A 17,391-nucleotide genomic window follows, 5' to 3' on the forward strand; every position below is an offset into this window, starting at 1 on the left:
GTTATATTTTTCCGCCGTTTGGGCTCAATAATTTTTCAATGGCATTAATATGTTTTTTAAAATCCTTCCTTCCGGCAGGGGTAATGCTATATCTTGTATTTGGTTTTCTATTTATAAAAGATTTTTCAACTCTTATGTAATCTTTCTTTTCCAAAGCTTTTATATGGCTTGCAATATTACCGTCGGTAACCCCCAATAATTCTTTTAAGCTCGTAAAATCGGCATAATCATTTACCATTAGAACACTCATAATTCCCAGGCGCACCCTATGATCAAAAGCTTTGTTGATATTGTTGATTATATTTTTCATTCGGCGTTTTTCCTGTCATACTTTTTGTACACCCAGATACCATAAACAATATGAAAAAGTCCAAAACCTGTGGCCCAGAAATATAAACCATAACTTAAAAACTGTGTGGCAATAAGTCCCAGTATTGTCTGGATATATCCTAAACTTTTTATATCAATTGCAGCATATTTATCGGCATGAATAAGTGCCAATCCATAGAAAATAAGCATCACTGGAGCTATTAGGCCAATAAGGCTATATTGCAATAGCACCAGGCAAAATAAGCCTCCGACCGTTAAAGGCACAAAAAAATTGATAAGTAAACGTTTACTGGTACTGTTCCAGGCATTTTCAGAAAGTTTTTTGGCTTTTTTAATGCTGAGTAAAATAGCGGTCCCAATAGCCAGAACAAGAACTGCCAGGGCTATAAAAAATAACTGCGTCAATACTTGTGAATCTATGGGATGGGGACTTAGCGACGCGAATACTGCCTGGTGTTTCCATAATAAAACCTGGGCAATGACTGCTCCAATAAGAGCATATATGCCGGCAAATACTCCCGCAAGCCCACTTAGAGAGCCAAAGCGGGAAGACCTACTCATCATAAACTTAATGTCGGATAAATCTTTTAGATACTTTTTATTTTTCATTTTAAAGTACTTTGAAAAACAAAGTAAATAAAAAAATATTATTATTTATACATTTAGGGGAAATTTAAACTGAAATCGGAAACAATTGTTTTCGGAACTTTGTAAAAACTATTCTTTATATGCGTATCTTTTTTAGTCTTTTTATCCTGCTGCTTAGCCTGACGCTTTCAGCCCAGGAACTGGAAGTAATGTCTTACAATATTAAATATGCCAACGAAAATGATGGTGAAAACTCATGGTCTCAGCGCAAAGAGCATATTACCAACCAGATAAAGTTTTACAAACCCGACATTATGGGGGTTCAGGAAGCTTTGCTGGGGCAGTTAAAGCATTTTCAAACTGAAATAGATACTTATAAATATGTTGGAGTAGGACGGGACGATGGTAGGGAGGCCGGAGAGTTTAGTGCCATTTTTTATAATAGCGAAGCTTTTGAAGTTGTGGAAGAAGATACTTTTTGGCTTTCAGAAACACCACAAAAAATATCTGTGGGTTGGGATGCTTCTATGGAGCGTATATGTACGTTTGCTAAATTTAAAGAGCTCAATTCAGGTAAAAACTTTTGGGTTTTTAATACACATTTTGACCATATTGGGGAAAAAGCAAGAGAAAATAGTGCGAAGCTTATTTGGGAGAAAATTTCAGCTTTAAATAAAGAAGGCCTGCCCGTTATTTTAATGGGAGATCTTAACCTGGAGCCACAAAGTAGTGCAATTCAATTTTTATCAGAAAAGATGAACGACACTAGGGTAGTGGCAACGCTTCGTTTTGGTCCAGAAGGTACTTTTAATGCTTATAATTTTAAAGAAGCAGTAACACGTAGAATAGATTATATCTTTACTTCAAAAGATAATATTTACGTAAAGAAATACGCTGTTTTAAGCGATTCCAAAGATTTAAAATATCCCTCAGATCATTTACCGGTTTTTGCGGTACTAGAAATTAAGTGAATTTAAAAAGGAATTCCTTGTGCTGGCATTATTTAGGGGTATACTTCTTATGAATTTAAAATTTGCAAGCCAAAAAAATACCTCATGGTAGGACACGAGGTATTACTTTGTATGTTACTAACAGTTACCTGGCATTAAACTTTGTTTAGTACCTAAGAATTTTCCCGTATCACTATTTATCACCTTTATTTAGAAATCCATAATGGAATTTCTGGCCTTTCTCCAAAAAGTTCTTCGGTTACACTTCCTACCAATAAGTTTGAAATATTATTACTTCCTTTATCGGCAACAATTAAAATATCAACCTTATTATTCTTTGCGAATTCCAGTAAATTGCTGGCTATACTAGAATCCCTTCCGGGGATAATAAGTGAATTTATTCCCTCTTTATTTGTTAGTTTACTTAGAAATTTTTCACTTTTTTGTTTGATATGTTTTTCAATTTTAGGCTCCATGGATTCCTTAGGAATATATGGTGAAAACTGCACCGGCACCGAATAAACATGGGCAGCAGTTATAGGCGATGATGTTGCTTCCCGAAGCATTTGTGCTATGTTGAATATCTTTTTAGACTCCCGGGAAAAATCTGTTCCTACCCAAATATTGTTTACTTGCGCAGAAAAATCTCTTGGAATGGACAAAATATCACACTTAAGCAGCCTAAGGAGTTTGCTGCTAACTATTCCTGTGCCTTTTGTTTTCTTTTTATTTCCAACAATAACCAAATCAATATAATATTTATTGGTAATATAATTGATTAGGGATTCAGTATAGGGGTCTTCAGAAATGAGGACTTCCCAATCTACTTTGCTGGTAAATAGGCTTTCTACTTTTTCATTAAGTTCATCCCCAATAATTTCATCGAGATTAATATCTTTTAATTGTTCCTGAAATAATGCGGTTATTTCGTACTTTTTTATGTTATGCACAAAATATACCTTTTCAACCTTTAAAGTCTCTGCCAGAAACGCGGCGTATTTGATAAGGGTATTATCAATATCTGAAAGGTCTAAGGCAACCAGAATATTATTGAATTTCTCCATAATGCCTGTTTTTTAATGTTGTTCTTTGTTTTTATCTAAATTTCTTTTCTTCACAATCTCATTTACAATTTCTTCGTAGTTTTCCATCTCTTTTTGCTCTTTCTTTTCCTGCAGTTCTAAATGATCTTCTTTTAAACCTTTGTAAAGTGAATAGCACATTACCAGCAAAATAAAGGCAAACGGGAGCCCTGTTACAATGGTGGCTGTTTGTAATGCCTGTAAACCACCGCCTATAAGTAAAACAGCGGCTACAGTACCTTCGGTCACGGCCCAAAATACACGTTGGCCTTTTGGGGCGTCTATTTTCCCTCCCGAAGTTAAACTATCAATTACCAATGAACCGGAGTCGGAAGAGGTAATAAAGAAACCTGCAATAAGAATAACGGCTACCACATTTATTACCATAGAAAGGGGGTAATCTTCAAAAAATACAAATAGCGCTGTGGCTATATCATCGTTAACGGCGTTTACAATGTTCATGTCACCACCTATGGCATCTTGTATTGCTACACTTCCAAAAGCCGACATCCAGAAGAATGTTACCAGGGAAGGAACAAGTAAAACCCCTAATATAAACTCTCTTATGGTTCTTCCTTTAGAGATACGGGCAATAAACATTCCCACAAATGGAGACCATCCAATCCACCAGCCCCAATAGAAAACAGTCGAGTCATTTTGCCAGGAAGTATTGGTAAAGGTTTCGCTCCAGGTAGAAATTTCAATAAAATTATATAAATAGCTGCCTGTATTTTCAACAAAAGATCTAAATATAAAAATGGTAGGGCCTAATATGAGTGCCAGACCTAATAAAATTAAAGCTACACGCATATTCCATTCGCTTAAAAACTTTACTCCTTTATCTACACCCAGTACTACAGAAACCGTAGCTACCAGGGTAATTCCTGCAATTAAAATCACTTGAGTGGTAATCCCGCTGGGAATATTAAAAACATAAGCCAAACCTGAAGCAATTTGTTCTACTCCAAAACCAAGCGAAGTGGCCAGTCCAAAAAGAGTTGCCAAAACAGCAAAAATATCTATAGTATCACCTATTTTTCCGTAAATTTTATCGCCTAAAAAAGGGTAAAAGATAGAGCGAATAGTTAACGGTAATCCTCTTGTATAGGTGAAGTATGCCAGGGCAAGACCTACCAGGGCATAAGCTCCCCAGGCGTGAAAACCCCAGTGTAAAAATGTAAAGTTCATTGCTTCTTTAGCCGCGGCAACAGTACCGGCAGCTTCTCTTGGCGGTTCTGTAAAGTGCATAATAGGTTCTCCTACACTAAAAAATAGTAAGCCAATTCCCATTCCGGCACTAAATAACATAGCAAACCAGGATAGCACTTTAAATTCTGGTTTGGCTTTTTGTCCACCTATGCGCATCTTTCCAAAAGGACTAATTGCGAGATAGAAGAGGAAAATTAAAAATAAATTTACGCATAGTATAAAAAACCAGTCGGCATTATTAGCCACGGCATTTTGGATGTTGGTAAAAGCACTTTCGGCTTTCTTTTCAAATACCAGGGTTAAAACTATACTTGCAATAATGATAAAAGAGGAAATAAAGAAAACGGGTCCGTTTACTTCTAATCCAAAGATTGATTTTTTTTCATCGCTTCTTGTAACTTTTTTAGCCATATAATTGGTTTTCAGAAATTAAATTAAAAATAGTAGCCTATATTTATATTGAATCTTGCTTCCCATTTAGCATCGGAAACGCCTGCTGCAAAATCATCTACAAAATCGCCTCCCAACCAGGAATGGTTATAACCTGCTGCATAATCAATATAGGTATAAACCTGGCCGGCGGTAACCAAAACACCCGTTACGTTCATATAGGAATCGGTAAAATTCTTATGATGTTTTTGCATATACCCAAAATCATTATAGAATTCCAGGTTCGAAATAGGGCCCAGGTTAACAGGTACATTTCTTGAAATTGCCAGGGAATACAGGTTAAAATCGGCGGCAACCTGGTATGGGGCGCCGTAAGCTCCAAAAGCCAGGGCATCTCTACTTTCTCCTTCAGCGTTTTCGGGATTATGCGACGCGGTTAGTGCCTGTGCTTTTAAATTCCATCGATTTTGCGTTATCTCATAATGCGCAGCCAGGCCATAATGGTTTCCTGTTTTTTTGGTGTCTAAATTATAAAGACCGCCATATTGCCCCGAAACTCCCAGTCGATTTGCTGCTTTCTCGCCAAATTTGTAAACAAATTTTCCGTTAAATTGGTTTATTTCCTTGTTTCTTCCTACAACATCATAAGAATAGCGGCTGGTAGAAGATTCGGTATTACTCCCAAATTGTAATTCTTCTGCACCTTTAAAGAATGCTAAATGATATTCATATTTTTTACCGGCGTGAATATATTTTACACCCATATCGTGGTCATCCTCAAGGCCTACATAATAGGTGAGATTAAAAAACCAATTGTGGGAGTTATATTGTTGAATGCCAAATGGTACCTGGGTTAACCCAATTTGTATTTCGTCTAAATCGTTAAATTTATAACCCATCCAGCCTTGTTTCATCACACCACCTCCAAAAGCATCTGAATACAAACGATATTCAGCATTTAGATAAATTCCTTTATATTTTGCATTAAAATTTATTCTGAATATATCATATCCAAAATCTCCACCCCGGGCTTTTTGGCCAGATTTCCAGGAAGATAGGTTGTAATTGTATCGTAGGGCACCACCCACAGAAATTTCGGGTTCTTCCTGCGCAGATAAAGGAGCTATTATAAAAAGACAAAAAATAGCTAATACTGAATTGGAAGAGAAGAAACTCTCTAACATTCGTTGGGTTTTCATTAAGGTTATTTTTGCTTGGTTTGGCATCAAATTAACTTAAATTAAAATGAAAACTCCTAATAACCAATTAGATTAACTTTTATTTAATTTAATAAAAGTACAGTTAAGATAGCTATGGGTTTTGTTTAACCAATCATCGCTACTTAATCTTTCGGGGCTTGCCTTAGAGGATTTATTTGTAAAAGAAAGACTTATATTCCAAATTGAAGGTTGGAAATCATTTTATAATATATCTTATGGCTTTATTACTATAACAAGCCGGGAAAGTTGTTTTAATAATTTTTTTAGCAAATAAATTCCGGCAAATTTTAGATTATAATTTATTGACCGTCTTCCTTATAGCTACCAGGTTACTTAAAAGTTTTTCCAGGTGTTTAAGGTCTAACATGTTGGCACCGTCGCTTTTAGCATTGGCAGGATCAAAATGAGTCTCAATAAATAAGCCGTCTACATTATTTACCACTCCGGCGCGGGCAATGGTTTCAATCATATCCGGTCTTCCACCGGTAACGCCACTGCTTTGGTTGGGTTGTTGTAAAGAATGGGTAACATCTAAAACAGTAGGAGCAAACTCTCGCATGGTGGGGATTCCCCTAAAATCTACGATCATATCCTGGTAGCCAAACATGGTTCCGCGGTCGGTAATCATAACCTGTTCATTATTGCAGTCGGTAACTTTTGTTGCCGCGTGCTTCATACTTTCAGGACTCATAAATTGCCCTTTTTTCAAATTGACTACTTTTCCGGTTTCTGCAGCGGCCACAACCAAATCTGTTTGCCTTACCAGAAAAGCCGGAATTTGAAGCACATCTACATATTCGGCAGCTAATTTCGCATCACTAACCTCGTGAATATCAGTGATAGTTGGGATTTGAAAAGTTTCTGAAACTTTTCGTAAAATTTTTAAAGCTTTTTCATCGCCAATTCCGGTAAAACTATCAATTCTGCTGCGGTTTGCTTTTTTAAAAGATCCTTTAAAAACGTAAGGAATTTCCAGCTTATCAGTGATTTTCACCACCTTTTCGGCAATTCTTAGTGCCATTTCTTCGCCTTCTATGGCGCACGGCCCGGCAAGTAAAAAGAAATTATTGGAGTCTATATGTTTTAACTGCGGGATTTTGTCAAGTTTCATAAAAAAAGAATTGGTTTTGCAAATATAGTGGAATTAAGCGGTAGGAGCAATTCAAAAAATACGCGTTTTCCCGAGTGAATTTAATTGGCTGAACCTGAACTAAAAACGAATTTTTATTGTAATTTTCTATGTTAATTTTTTAAACTATGGAACTTCAAAACATCCTTATATCAGAGCTGCAGCACGAAGTGGTGCTTACCGAGAAATTTTTAAAAAGAATACCTGAAGATAAGATGGGTTGGCGACCACATAAAAAGTCTATGTCTATAAGGCAACTTGCCAATCACCTTGCTGAAATTCCCAGTTGGATTACCGGAACTATGGAAATGGACGATATGGATTTGTCAGGCTACAAAGCTCCAGATTTTGGGACTGTAGAAGAAATTCTAGAAGTTTTGCAAAATAATACCGCAGAAGCTGAAGCCTCTTTACGTAAACCGGACAAAGAATACGAAAAGAATTGGAAAATGATTCAGGATGGGAAAGTTTTAATGGATATGCCAAAATATAGTGTGCTAAGAATGATGGTGTTTAACCAATTGCCCCACCACCGAGCGCAATTAGGAGTGTATTTTAGACTTTTAGATATTCCCGTGCCGGCTACCTATGGCCCATCGGCTGATGAAAGTTAAAGACTGGTTTTAAACCCTGTACTTTCAGAAAAAAAATGGCTGGTATTAGGGAATAATTTAGTAATTGTTACACAATCAGGCGTTTCCTGTTAAATGCAATAATAATGGTGTCTGCCACCGTTTTCTTTATTTACCAGAGACCCGAAGAACCTCTATTGGCTATAGGTTTTGGGACAATTTCTGTGATCTATTTTGCCTTTTTCTTTTGCAGAAAAATGAAAGCCAATTCCTAATTATAGGATACCTGTTTTTAAATGAAGCTTTGATTTACAGTTGGTTTGCTATTAAATATTTTATTTGAATAAGTGGTGTAAGTTAATTATATCTTTAAAAATTGCCGTACATTTGCAGCCTTAAAAAATTAGGCGCTTATATGACAGCTATCAAAAACATCGCGATTATCGCACACGTAGACCATGGTAAAACTACCCTGGTAGACAAAATTATGTACCACTGCCGTTTATTTCGGGAAAATCAAAATACAGGAGATCTTATTCTTGATAATAACGATCAGGAAAGGGAGCGTGGTATTACCATTACTTCTAAAAACGTATCTGTAGTTTATAAAGACACTAAAATTAATATTATTGATACTCCCGGTCACGCCGATTTTGGTGGAGAAGTAGAGCGGGTTTTGAATATGGCCGATGGGGTTTTACTTTTAGTAGATGCTTTTGAAGGCCCAATGCCACAAACACGTTTTGTTTTACAAAAAGCTATTGATTTAGGTTTAAAACCTTGTGTGGTGGTGAATAAAGTAGATAAGCCTAATTGTACGCCAGATGAGGTACACGAAAAGGTTTTTGATTTAATGTTTGAATTGGGGGCTGAAGAATGGCAGCTTGATTTTCCAGCGGTTTATGGTTCTGCCTTAAACAATTGGATGAGCAACGATCCAAATGATAAAACAGAAAATATAGAGCCACTTCTTGATATGGTTTTGGAACATATTCCATCACCGAAGATCGAGGAAGGAACACCCCAAATGCTTATTACTTCTTTAGACTTTTCTTCTTTTACCGGAAGAATTGCTATTGGAAGATTGCAAAGAGGAGAATTAAAAGAAGGAATGCAGGTTTCGCTTGTAAAGCGTGACGGTAGCCTTAAAAAAACAAAAATTAAAGAACTATTTACTTTTGAAGGTCTTGGCCGTAAAAAAGTAGAAGCAGTTCAACCAGGTGATATTTGTGCTTTGGTTGGTCTGGAAGGATTTGAAATTGGTGACACTGTTGCTGATTTTGAGAACCCTGAAGGTCTTGAATCTATTGCTATCGATGAGCCTACAATGAGTATGCTTTTTACCATTAACGATTCGCCTTTCTTTGGGAAAGATGGGAAATTTGTGACTTCAAGACATATTAAAGAAAGACTTACCAAGGAGTTAGAAAAAAATCTTGCATTAAGAGTTGAGGAAACCGATAGTGCCGATAAGTTTTTGGTTTATGGACGTGGGGTAATGCACCTTTCGGTTTTAATAGAAACTATGAGAAGGGAAGGTTATGAGCTTCAAATTGGTCAACCACAGGTTATTATCAAAGAAATTGATGGTGAGAAATGTGAGCCTATAGAAGAGTTAACCATAGATTTACCTGAAGAAGTTTCAGGGAAAGCTGTAGAGATGGTAACCACAAGAAAGGGCGAAATGCTTAGCATGGAAACCCGTGGCGAACGAATGATTATTCAGTTTATGATTCCATCTAGAGGAATTATAGGTTTGCGTAACCAATTGCTTACTGCTACTGCGGGTGAGGCAATTATGGCACATAGGTTTAAAGAATATCAACCATTAAAAGGTGGGATTCCAGAACGTCTTAATGGTTCTTTAATTTCTATGGAACGCGGAAAAGCAATTCCTTATTCTATAGATAAACTTCAGGATAGAGGTAAGTTTTTCGTAGATCCGGGAGAAGAAATTTATGAAGGGCAGGTAATTGGTGAGAACTCCCGCCAGGATGATATGGCTGTGAATATTACCAAAACCAAGAAACTTTCCAATGTGCGCTCTGCCGGTGCAGACGATAAAGCGAAGATTGTTCCTGCAAGAAAGTTTTCTTTAGAAGAAGCTTTAGAATATATTCAAAAAGATGAGTATGTAGAAGTAACTCCCAGTCATTTAAGATTGCGTAAAATTTATCTTACCGAAAACGAACGTAAGAGAAACAAAATAGTATAATTATCTGGTATTAAAGAGTTTGTTTAAAAATTTTCAATAATCGTTATTCTGAATTTAATACCTTAGAAGCTGAAACATGCCCGCCTGAAAGCTTGGGCAGGTTCAGGTTGACGTTTAAAGAACTTTTAAGCAAACTCTTTTTTATATGGAATTTTTAGGGATTAGTCTTACAGAGTGGATTGGTTATCTTTCTTCCTTTTTTATTGCTATTTCTTTCTTTATGAAAAATATCATAAAGCTTAGAATTATAAATACACTGGGCTGTATTTTATTTGTTATCTATGGAATTTTAATAAAATCCTGGCCTGTAATTATTGCCAATGGTATAATTGTTTTTGTAAACTTTTATTACCTCGTTATAGATAGAAGGCCGGAAAGGCTTAAAGAAGATGAGGTGAAACCTTAATCGCCTACTTTTGTAACGTAGAATTCAAGATTTTTTAAAATTGTTTTATTTATTATTTAGGGAGCCTTTCTTAATTAGGGTTTAATAGAACATCAATATATTCCCTCTCTGATTTTAGGTAAGCTTAAACCGATTTTTGAACCACTTCAAAAACGCGCTGTCCATCACATTTTAAAGTCTTGGAAGGATATTTTAATAGTAGCGCATAATCATGCGTGGCCATAAGAATAGTTTTTCCGTTTTTGCTTATATCCTGAAGTACCTCCATTACTTCCACCGAGGTTTGCGGATCGAGGTTCCCGGTAGGTTCATCGGCAAGAATAAGCTCGGGATCATTTAAAAGCGCTCGAGCAATAGCTACTCGCTGCTGCTCGCCTCCAGATAACTGATAAGGATATTTAAAGCCTTTAGATTTCATTCCTACTTTATCCAAAACTTCATCTATTTTATGATCCATAGCTTTTTTGTCTTTCCAGCCGGTGGCTTTCAGAACAAAAAGCAGGTTGTCTTTTACATTTCTATCGGTTAAAAGCTTGAAATCCTGAAAAACCACACCCAGTTTTCTTCTAAGAAAAGGAATATCTTTTTCTTTAAGTGTTCGCAAATTAAAATCAACAATATTCCCTTCACCTTCGGTAAGTGGTAAATCTCCGTAAAGTGTTTTCATAAAACTACTTTTTCCTGTACCGGTCTTACCAATAAGATAAACGAAATCACCTTTATTGATTTCTACATCAACTTCAGATAAAATTAGGCTTTCACGCTGATAAATGGCAGCATTTTTTAATTCCAGGACGGTATTGGACATAAAAATCTAGGCTTTGTTTGGGTTAAAAATATAGGTAAATATACATTTTTCAAAAGCTGCCGGTTCACTTTTTTTTACATTAACATAATTATCACTTTATATGGGCGTTAATAAAGGAAGGTTTAAATTATCTTTGAATCATCAACTTAAAAATTTATAAATGACACCTAACAAAATTTTACTGTTTGTTGTTTTAGTATGTTTCTCTTTTACCGGCATTTCTCAACGATCGGCCAATTTTACACACGATCTGGCCGAATTCAATAAAGCACTTGAATTGTACAATAATCAGCAGTTTCTGGCAGCTCAAAATTTATTTGAAGAAGTAAAAGAGCAAACCAAAGACGAGAAAATTGAAGGAGATTGTGCTTACTATATCGCCAATGCCGCAGTGCGCTTAAACCAACCGGGAGCCGATAGGTTAATGGAACGTTTTGTAAGTAGGTATCCTACCAGTACAAAGACCAATTCTGCTTATCGCGATGTTGCCGATTATTATTTCCAAACCGGAAAATATTCCCTGGCCCGTAAATGGTACAATAAAGTTAATGAAAATAGTATGAGCCGCGCCGAAAAGCAGCGCTTCTACTTTAATAATGGCTATGCTTACTTTAGAGCTAAACAATACGACCAGGCTCGTAAATATCTAGAAAGGGTGAGAGACTCTAAAGAATTTGGCTCCCAGGCTAAATATTATCTGGGCTATATGGCCTATGAGGGCGATGATTATGAAGAAGCCAATAAAAATTTTGAAGCTGTAAGTGGCAACGATAGGTATAGTGAAGACCTTTCTTATTTCCAGGCCGACATGAACTTTAAACTGGGTAAGTTTGAAGAAGCTATAAAATTGGCAAAGGCACAATTACAAAGCTCTAATCGTATAGAACGCTCTCAACTTAATAAAATAATTGGCGAGAGTTATTTCAATTTAGAACAATATGAACAAGCCTTACCTTATTTAAAAGAATATGACGGGGAAAGAGGAAGATGGAATAATACCGATTATTATCAATTGGGCTATGCTTATTATAAACAGGGCGATTATGAAAATGCCATCTCTGAATTCAATAAAATTATAGATGGAAAAAATAAAATTGCCCAAAATGCATATTACCACCTGGCGCAGTCTTATTTAGAATCCAATCAAAAACAGCAGGCTTTAAATGCTTTTAAAAATGCCAGCGAGATGAATTTTAACCCGCAAATTCAGGAAGATGCGTATATGAATTACGCTAAACTGAGTTACGAGATTGGGAATAGCTACGAAAGTCCGTCACAGGTATTAATTAATTATATAGAAAAATATCCCGATTCTGAGAATAGACAGGCTATGGAAAGCTTGCTGATTGATTCTTTCCTTACTTCGGGCAATTTTGAAGAAGCCATGCGTTTGTTGGAGAACAACCGTAACTTTAGCGATAAGCAGGCCTACCAGAAAGTTGCTTACTACTATGGTCTTCAGCTTTATGAAGAAAGCGATTATGAAAATGCTATCTTAAATTTTGAAAAAGCACTTTCTGAACCCAGGGACCAAAAAATAACAGCCAAAGCTACTTTTTGGAAGGCTGAAAGTGAATACAACATCAATAGAATTGACGATGCCATTCTTGGATATCGCGAATTTTCAGGGATGAGTGCTGCAAGAGGAACAGAAGAATTGAACAACCTTGATTATAACCTTGGTTATGCCTACTTTAAAAAGAATGAATACGCGCGAGCTATAGAATTCTTTAAGCGTTATGCTGAAAATAGTTTTAATGAGGTAGCCCGTAGAAATGATGCTTTATTGCGTTTGGGAGATACTTATTTTGTAAGCAGCCAGTATTGGCCGGCAATTGAAGCCTACGATAAGGCACTTTCGTTGAGTGGAACTAACCATTATGCTGCTTTCCAAAAAGCTATGAGTTATGGTTTTATAGATAGAAGGGATACTAAAATTTCTGAACTTAAAAACTTTATAAATCAATATTCACGTTCTTCTTACAGAGATGACGCTATGTATGAATTGGGAAACACCTATGTTTCAGCAAATAATACCAGCCAGGCTTTATCGGCTTACGATAGGCTTATTAGAGAAGTTCCTAAAAGTGCTTTTGTGCCTAAAGCCATGTTGCGACAGGCCTTAATTCATTATAATTCCGATAATGGAAACCGGGCTTTAGAAAGGCTAAAGACAGTAGTGCAGAATTATCCGAATACACCCGAAGCTATGCAAGCAGTATCTACTGCAAGAATGGTGTACGTAGATCTTGGGCGTACAGATGAATATGCAAACTGGGTACAGAACATAGATTTTGTGGAAGTAACCGATGCCGATTTGGATAACACTACCTACGAGTCGGCCGAAAATCAATATTTCAATAATGAGTATGACAGGGCAATTAGCGGTTTTGAAAACTACCTGCAACGTTTCCCTAACGGAATTCATTCCATAAATGCTAATTTTTACTTAGGTCAGTTATATTTCCGAAACGGAAATAAAGCGAAGGCAGCAACAAATTATAGGGTTGTAGCCGATAAACCTAAGAATGAATTTACCGAGCAGGCCCTTTCAAGATTATCTGAAATCTTGCTTGAAAATGAAAATTACCGTGAAGCCGTTGGTTATTTAGAGAAGCTAGAAAAACAAGCCAGTTCTGAACAGAATATAATTTTTGCTCAATCAAACCTGATGAAATCCTATCTGGAATTAGACCAGCCCGGGAAAGCGGCAAATTACGCCGACAAAGTTTTGGCTAATTCAGAGTCAGATTCAGAGGCCCGTAATGATGCCAGGGTAATTGTGGCCCGTGCGGCATTTGCGTCTGGTAATATGAGTAAAGCCAAAAGCGCGTATGCCGAAGTACAAAAAACGGCTAAAGGGGAACTGGCGGCTGAAGCTTTATATTATGATGCCTATTTTAAAAATGAAAGCGGTAACTACGAAGCTTCTAACGCTGCGATTCAAATTTTAGCCAAAGATTTTTCGGGTTATAAACGCTGGGGAGCTAAAGGTTTGGTATTAATGGCCGATAACTTCTACGAGTTAAACGACACCTACCAGGCTACCTATATTTTGGAAAATGTAATTAAAAACTTCCAAAACTATCCTGAAATTGTACAGGAAGCAAAGCAAGAGCTAGCCAGAATAAAGACAGAAGCGGCCAAAACCAATTCTTCGGTAGAAGCAAACAATTAATTCAACTTTCAATCTAACATTTAAGAATTTCTATATGCAAATGATTTCAATAAAAAAGAGCCTTATCCTAAGTATGTTTTTAATTGGCGGGGTTCTTTTTGCTCAGGATCCTATAGATAGTGAAACCGTAACTGTAGTAAAACCCTATACACCTACGGTAAAAGACGCTAATAAGATAAAGCAAACCCCAAGTAGGTCAGATTCTGTTAGAACCCAAAAGAGACCGGTGAAATACAGTATTTTCTCGGTACCTGTAGCCTCAACTTTTACACCTGCCAAAGGTCGTGCAACCACCTTAAAAAGAGAAAGAAGAATTAAGGTGTACGATAATTATGCAAGCCTTGGCTTTGGAAATTATGGTAATTTATTAGCTGAATTCTACAGCAACCTGGAAGTAAACCGCAGCGATAATTTTGGGGTTTATGTAAGCCATAATTCATCCCAGGGCGGTATTAAGGATGTTATTTTAGATGATAAGTTTTATGATACCGAGCTAAACTTAAGCTATAACTCTAAAAATCGCGATTTGGGCTGGAAAACTGAAATTGGTGGCCGTCACCAACTTTTTAATTGGTATGGTTTGCCTTTAAGTGAAGACTTTAGTAACGACGAATTAAATGCTATAGATCCTTCTCAAAATTATTTTTCTGTATATGCTGGTGGGGAAATAGAACTTTATGATTCATTTTTTGATAATGCAAGTGCAAAGTTTAGACATACCGGAGATTCTTATTCAACTTCAGAAAATCATTTTAACGCCAGCGGTAACTTTGAGGTAAATATAGCCGATGAACTTATAACCACTAATATTTATGCAGATATAGTGCAGGGAGAGATGGGGGAACAATTTCTGGCTTCTGAAAACTATAATTACGCTTTTATGAATTTTGGTATTAACCCGAGCTTATTAATCTTAAGGGACGACCTTACTTTAGATCTTGGCGTGGCTTTCTTTTATAGCCAGGATGTAGAAAATAGCGATGGCAATTTCTATATCTATCCAAAAATTACTGCAAGCTACAGGCTTGGTGGCGACTATTTTACCCCTTACGCGGGTCTTGAAGGTGGTTTGCAACAAAATACATACTTTAAATTTGTACAGGAGAACCCCTATGTTTCCCCAAGTTTGGAAGTAAAGCCAACCGATAATGAGTATAATGCCTATGTTGGCGCTAAAGGAAAATTAAGCAATGCTGTTTCTTATAATTTCAAAACCGGGTATCAGTCGCAGTTTAATAAGGCTTTGTTTAAGCGCAATCCGCAGGCCAATACCCTAATCACCGAAAACTATGCCTTCGGAAATTCTTTTGAAATGGTTTATGATGATGTAAACACCCTATCGGTTGCCGGAGAGCTTAATGTTGATGTAAACCAAAACTTTAGACTGGGAATTAATGCCGAATATTTTAATTATAATACAGATGATGAAGCTGAAGCCTGGAACCTACCCGATTTTAAAGCTTCTTTAAATGCCGATTATCAAATTAGTGAGAAGTGGTTTGCCGGTGCTAATTTATTTTATGTGGGAGAACGTTACGACCAGGAACGTGTAGTTGCAATAACTACCGGAGAACCATCTTTAAATACCATTAGCCTGGACAGTTATTTTGATGTAAATGCAAATTTGGGTTACCGTTTTAATGATAGACTTTCGGTATTTGTGAAAGGAAGTAATTTATTGAATAACGATTACCAGCGCTGGACCAACTTTAGGGTTCAGGGATTACAATTGCTTGCCGGGGCTACATATAAGTTTGACTTTTAAAGATTAATTTTTTTGATTAACTATTTAAGTGGCTGTTTAAAAGGTTTTAAAATCGTCTCTTTTAAATTATTTTCAGTGCTTTTCTCAATTAAAATTGGGGTCTAATATCTTGCTGATTAAAATTGTGTTAGAAACTGAAAATGAGTTTATTTTTGATGAGAACAAACTTTTTAAACAGCCACTTTTTTGTGCTTATATAGGTTGTATGTTACCAATATTTTTTTAAGTGATTGTGAATCAGTATTTTTAAATTTATTTTTATTAAAGATTCCTTAACAATAACACAACATTGGAAATTCAAAATTAAGCGTAGAACTAATTAATATTGTACCCAATTTTAAGGAAAAACAATTTATCCCTTAAATTATAATTTTTTACAAATTTAAAAGAGCTAATTAATGGCAAAAGGTAAAAAGTTTCAACGAAGTGACCGTTCCCGTCCATATTTGAATATTCTGGATTATATGGTGCAGGAAAAAGCCTTCCTTGCAATAGTAATTGTAGGTATAATTATGGCCGGAATATTTACCGGTAACCAAACAGCAGCAATGTGGCTTGGTTTTTTCTTTGCAGCCTATGCCACCGTTGCAAATGATAGTATCCAATCTCTTGGAACATTTATTGAGAGTAACAAAGCCAAGCGTTGGTGGATTTTGTGGTTGTATGTAGGCTTCATTTTTTTGGGTGTAGTTAGTTTTAGCTGGTTTTATTTTGATGGGGATGTAACCTATCAACGGCTTTTAAAACCAGATGGTAGTTCTCCTTACCCACATCCGGAATCCTTTAGCTTTTTTCAGATTATAGCACCACTGGTACTGCTTATTTTAACCAGGTTAAAAATGCCGGTTTCTACTACATTCCTTATTTTAAGTGTATTTAGTGCTGATACTTCGGGTATTACATCGGTAGTATGGAAGAGTTGGACAGGCTATATAATGGCGTTTGTACTTTCATTCTTAGTATGGTACCTATCCTATAATTTTATTAAAAAATATTTTAAGAGCCGTAAATTCAATAATAGCTGGACTGCCGTTCAATGGCTTGTAAGTGGTACGCTTTGGGGAGTTTGGGTAATGCAGGATGGTGCTAATATAGCGGTATTCCTTCCTCGTAGTCTAGATACTTTCCAGTTTATAGTGTTCGCTCTTACTATTTTTGGAGGTTTAGGCCTGTTGTTTTACCTAAGGGGAGACAAAATCCAGGAAGTAGTTAGTGAGAAATCTAGAATCTCAGATATTCGGGCAGCAACTCTGGTAGATTTAACTTATGTAATTCTACTTATCTATAAACTATTTATTAGTACGGTACCTATGAGTACTACCTGGGTATTCCTTGGTATTATTGGAGGTAGGGAAATAGCCATAAGCCTGGCTAGAAACAAAAAAGGTAAAAAGCACCGTAAGAAGGCCGGTAAGATGATCTTTAAAGATTTCTCTTACGCTATGATTGGGTTATTCGTTTCGGTAGCACTTGCAGCTGCAGCTAATAAAAGTATACGGGATCAAATTATTAATGCAATATTCTAAATTTGCACAAGTAAATAATTCAA

The 17,391-nt window shown here is 36.3% G+C and carries 14 protein-coding genes; 7 read left to right on the forward strand and 7 right to left on the reverse strand.

Features of this window, described 5'->3' with window-relative positions:
• Nucleotide 1: 1 nt before the first annotated feature.
• Complete coding sequence (locus I6U50_RS13620; RefSeq protein ID WP_193712185.1) at nucleotides 2-310, reverse strand: winged helix-turn-helix domain-containing protein; 309 nt, start codon at nucleotides 308-310, stop codon at nucleotides 2-4.
• On the reverse strand, nucleotides 307-939 hold the full coding sequence (locus tag I6U50_RS13625; protein ID WP_198639253.1) for a hypothetical protein: 633 nt from the start codon (nucleotides 937-939) through the stop codon (nucleotides 307-309). The genes I6U50_RS13620 and I6U50_RS13625 overlap by 4 nt, the downstream gene beginning before the upstream one ends.
• Nucleotides 940-1,058: 119 nt before the next feature.
• Here I6U50_RS13625 and I6U50_RS13630 point away from each other — a divergent pair, with 119 nt between their 5' ends.
• Nucleotides 1,059-1,889, forward strand: coding sequence for an endonuclease/exonuclease/phosphatase family protein (locus I6U50_RS13630; protein ID WP_198639254.1), 831 nt, complete (start codon nucleotides 1,059-1,061; stop codon nucleotides 1,887-1,889).
• 185 nt (nucleotides 1,890-2,074) lie between these two features.
• On the opposite strand, the gene I6U50_RS13635 is transcribed toward I6U50_RS13630, so the two are convergent.
• From I6U50_RS13635 to kdsA, 4 genes are all read right to left on the reverse strand, one after another.
• Nucleotides 2,075-2,932 carry a universal stress protein gene (locus I6U50_RS13635; RefSeq protein ID WP_198639255.1) on the reverse strand — a complete coding sequence of 286 codons (858 nt, stop codon included), beginning with the start codon at nucleotides 2,930-2,932 and terminating at the stop codon, nucleotides 2,075-2,077.
• Between the two features lie 12 nt (nucleotides 2,933-2,944).
• Nucleotides 2,945-4,570 (reverse strand): BCCT family transporter, encoded by a 1,626-nt coding sequence (locus I6U50_RS13640; protein ID WP_193712189.1) that lies wholly within the window; start codon nucleotides 4,568-4,570, stop codon nucleotides 2,945-2,947.
• Nucleotides 4,571-4,593: 23 nt separating this feature from the next.
• Nucleotides 4,594-5,748, reverse strand: a complete 1,155-nt coding sequence (locus I6U50_RS13645; protein WP_227740427.1) for a hypothetical protein — start codon at nucleotides 5,746-5,748, stop codon at nucleotides 4,594-4,596.
• Nucleotides 5,749-6,061: 313 nt separating this feature from the next.
• Nucleotides 6,062-6,880, reverse strand: a complete 819-nt coding sequence (kdsA, locus tag I6U50_RS13650; RefSeq protein WP_193712190.1) for a 3-deoxy-8-phosphooctulonate synthase — start codon at nucleotides 6,878-6,880, stop codon at nucleotides 6,062-6,064.
• 146 nt (nucleotides 6,881-7,026) lie between these two features.
• On the opposite strand from kdsA, the gene I6U50_RS13655 reads away from it, so the two are divergent.
• The 3 genes from I6U50_RS13655 (at nucleotide 7,027) to I6U50_RS13665 (ending at nucleotide 10,091) form a co-directional block, all read left to right on the forward strand.
• Nucleotides 7,027-7,512, forward strand: a complete 486-nt coding sequence (locus tag I6U50_RS13655) for a DinB family protein (RefSeq protein ID WP_198628407.1) — start codon at nucleotides 7,027-7,029, stop codon at nucleotides 7,510-7,512.
• Between the two features lie 373 nt (nucleotides 7,513-7,885).
• Nucleotides 7,886-9,685: a translational GTPase TypA gene (typA, locus tag I6U50_RS13660; protein ID WP_193712192.1), complete on the forward strand. Its 1,800-nt coding sequence runs from the start codon at nucleotides 7,886-7,888 to the stop codon at nucleotides 9,683-9,685.
• Nucleotides 9,686-9,830: 145 nt separating this feature from the next.
• Nucleotides 9,831-10,091, forward strand: coding sequence for a YgjV family protein (locus tag I6U50_RS13665; protein ID WP_193712193.1), 261 nt, complete (start codon nucleotides 9,831-9,833; stop codon nucleotides 10,089-10,091).
• 124 nt (nucleotides 10,092-10,215) lie between these two features.
• Here I6U50_RS13665 and I6U50_RS13670 read toward each other — a convergent pair whose 3' ends face one another.
• Nucleotides 10,216-10,899: a cell division ATP-binding protein FtsE gene (locus I6U50_RS13670; protein WP_193712194.1), complete on the reverse strand. Its 684-nt coding sequence runs from the start codon at nucleotides 10,897-10,899 to the stop codon at nucleotides 10,216-10,218.
• A 160-nt stretch (nucleotides 10,900-11,059) separates the two neighbouring features.
• Between I6U50_RS13670 and I6U50_RS13675 the strand changes: the two genes are divergently transcribed.
• From I6U50_RS13675 to I6U50_RS13685, 3 genes are all read left to right on the forward strand, one after another.
• Nucleotides 11,060-14,077, forward strand: coding sequence for a tetratricopeptide repeat protein (locus I6U50_RS13675; protein WP_198639256.1), 3,018 nt, complete (start codon nucleotides 11,060-11,062; stop codon nucleotides 14,075-14,077).
• A gap of 34 nt (nucleotides 14,078-14,111) precedes the next feature.
• Nucleotides 14,112-15,842: a TonB-dependent receptor gene (locus tag I6U50_RS13680; RefSeq protein ID WP_198639257.1), complete on the forward strand. Its 1,731-nt coding sequence runs from the start codon at nucleotides 14,112-14,114 to the stop codon at nucleotides 15,840-15,842.
• 398 nt (nucleotides 15,843-16,240) lie between these two features.
• Nucleotides 16,241-17,368: a hypothetical protein gene (locus tag I6U50_RS13685; protein WP_198628410.1), complete on the forward strand. Its 1,128-nt coding sequence runs from the start codon at nucleotides 16,241-16,243 to the stop codon at nucleotides 17,366-17,368.
• Nucleotides 17,369-17,391: the final 23 nt, after the last annotated feature.

This window comes from Salegentibacter maritimus (assembly GCF_016236975.1).
GTDB classification, from domain to species: domain Bacteria; phylum Bacteroidota; class Bacteroidia; order Flavobacteriales; family Flavobacteriaceae; genus Salegentibacter; species Salegentibacter maritimus.

Excerpts from the sequence above, each read along its gene's own strand:
- I6U50_RS13640 (WP_193712189.1), bottom strand. The coding sequence starts at position 4,570 with ATGGCTAAAAAAGTTACAAGAAGCGATGAAAAAAAATCAATCTTTGGA.
- I6U50_RS13670 (WP_193712194.1), bottom strand. The coding sequence starts at position 10,899 with ATGTCCAATACCGTCCTGGAATTAAAAAATGCTGCCATTTATCAGCGT.
- typA (WP_193712192.1), top strand. The coding sequence starts at position 7,886 with ATGACAGCTATCAAAAACATCGCGATTATCGCACACGTAGACCATGGT.
- I6U50_RS13665 (WP_193712193.1), top strand. The coding sequence starts at position 9,831 with ATGGAATTTTTAGGGATTAGTCTTACAGAGTGGATTGGTTATCTTTCT.
- I6U50_RS13685 (WP_198628410.1), top strand. The coding sequence starts at position 16,241 with ATGGCAAAAGGTAAAAAGTTTCAACGAAGTGACCGTTCCCGTCCATAT.
- I6U50_RS13635 (WP_198639255.1), bottom strand. The coding sequence starts at position 2,932 with ATGGAGAAATTCAATAATATTCTGGTTGCCTTAGACCTTTCAGATATT.
- I6U50_RS13645 (WP_227740427.1), bottom strand. The coding sequence starts at position 5,748 with ATGAAAACCCAACGAATGTTAGAGAGTTTCTTCTCTTCCAATTCAGTA.
- kdsA (WP_193712190.1), bottom strand. The coding sequence starts at position 6,880 with ATGAAACTTGACAAAATCCCGCAGTTAAAACATATAGACTCCAATAAT.
- I6U50_RS13630 (WP_198639254.1), top strand. The coding sequence starts at position 1,059 with ATGCGTATCTTTTTTAGTCTTTTTATCCTGCTGCTTAGCCTGACGCTT.
- I6U50_RS13680 (WP_198639257.1), top strand. The coding sequence starts at position 14,112 with ATGCAAATGATTTCAATAAAAAAGAGCCTTATCCTAAGTATGTTTTTA.
- I6U50_RS13620 (WP_193712185.1), bottom strand. The coding sequence starts at position 310 with ATGAAAAATATAATCAACAATATCAACAAAGCTTTTGATCATAGGGTG.
- I6U50_RS13655 (WP_198628407.1), top strand. The coding sequence starts at position 7,027 with ATGGAACTTCAAAACATCCTTATATCAGAGCTGCAGCACGAAGTGGTG.
- I6U50_RS13625 (WP_198639253.1), bottom strand. The coding sequence starts at position 939 with ATGAAAAATAAAAAGTATCTAAAAGATTTATCCGACATTAAGTTTATG.
- I6U50_RS13675 (WP_198639256.1), top strand. The coding sequence starts at position 11,060 with ATGACACCTAACAAAATTTTACTGTTTGTTGTTTTAGTATGTTTCTCT.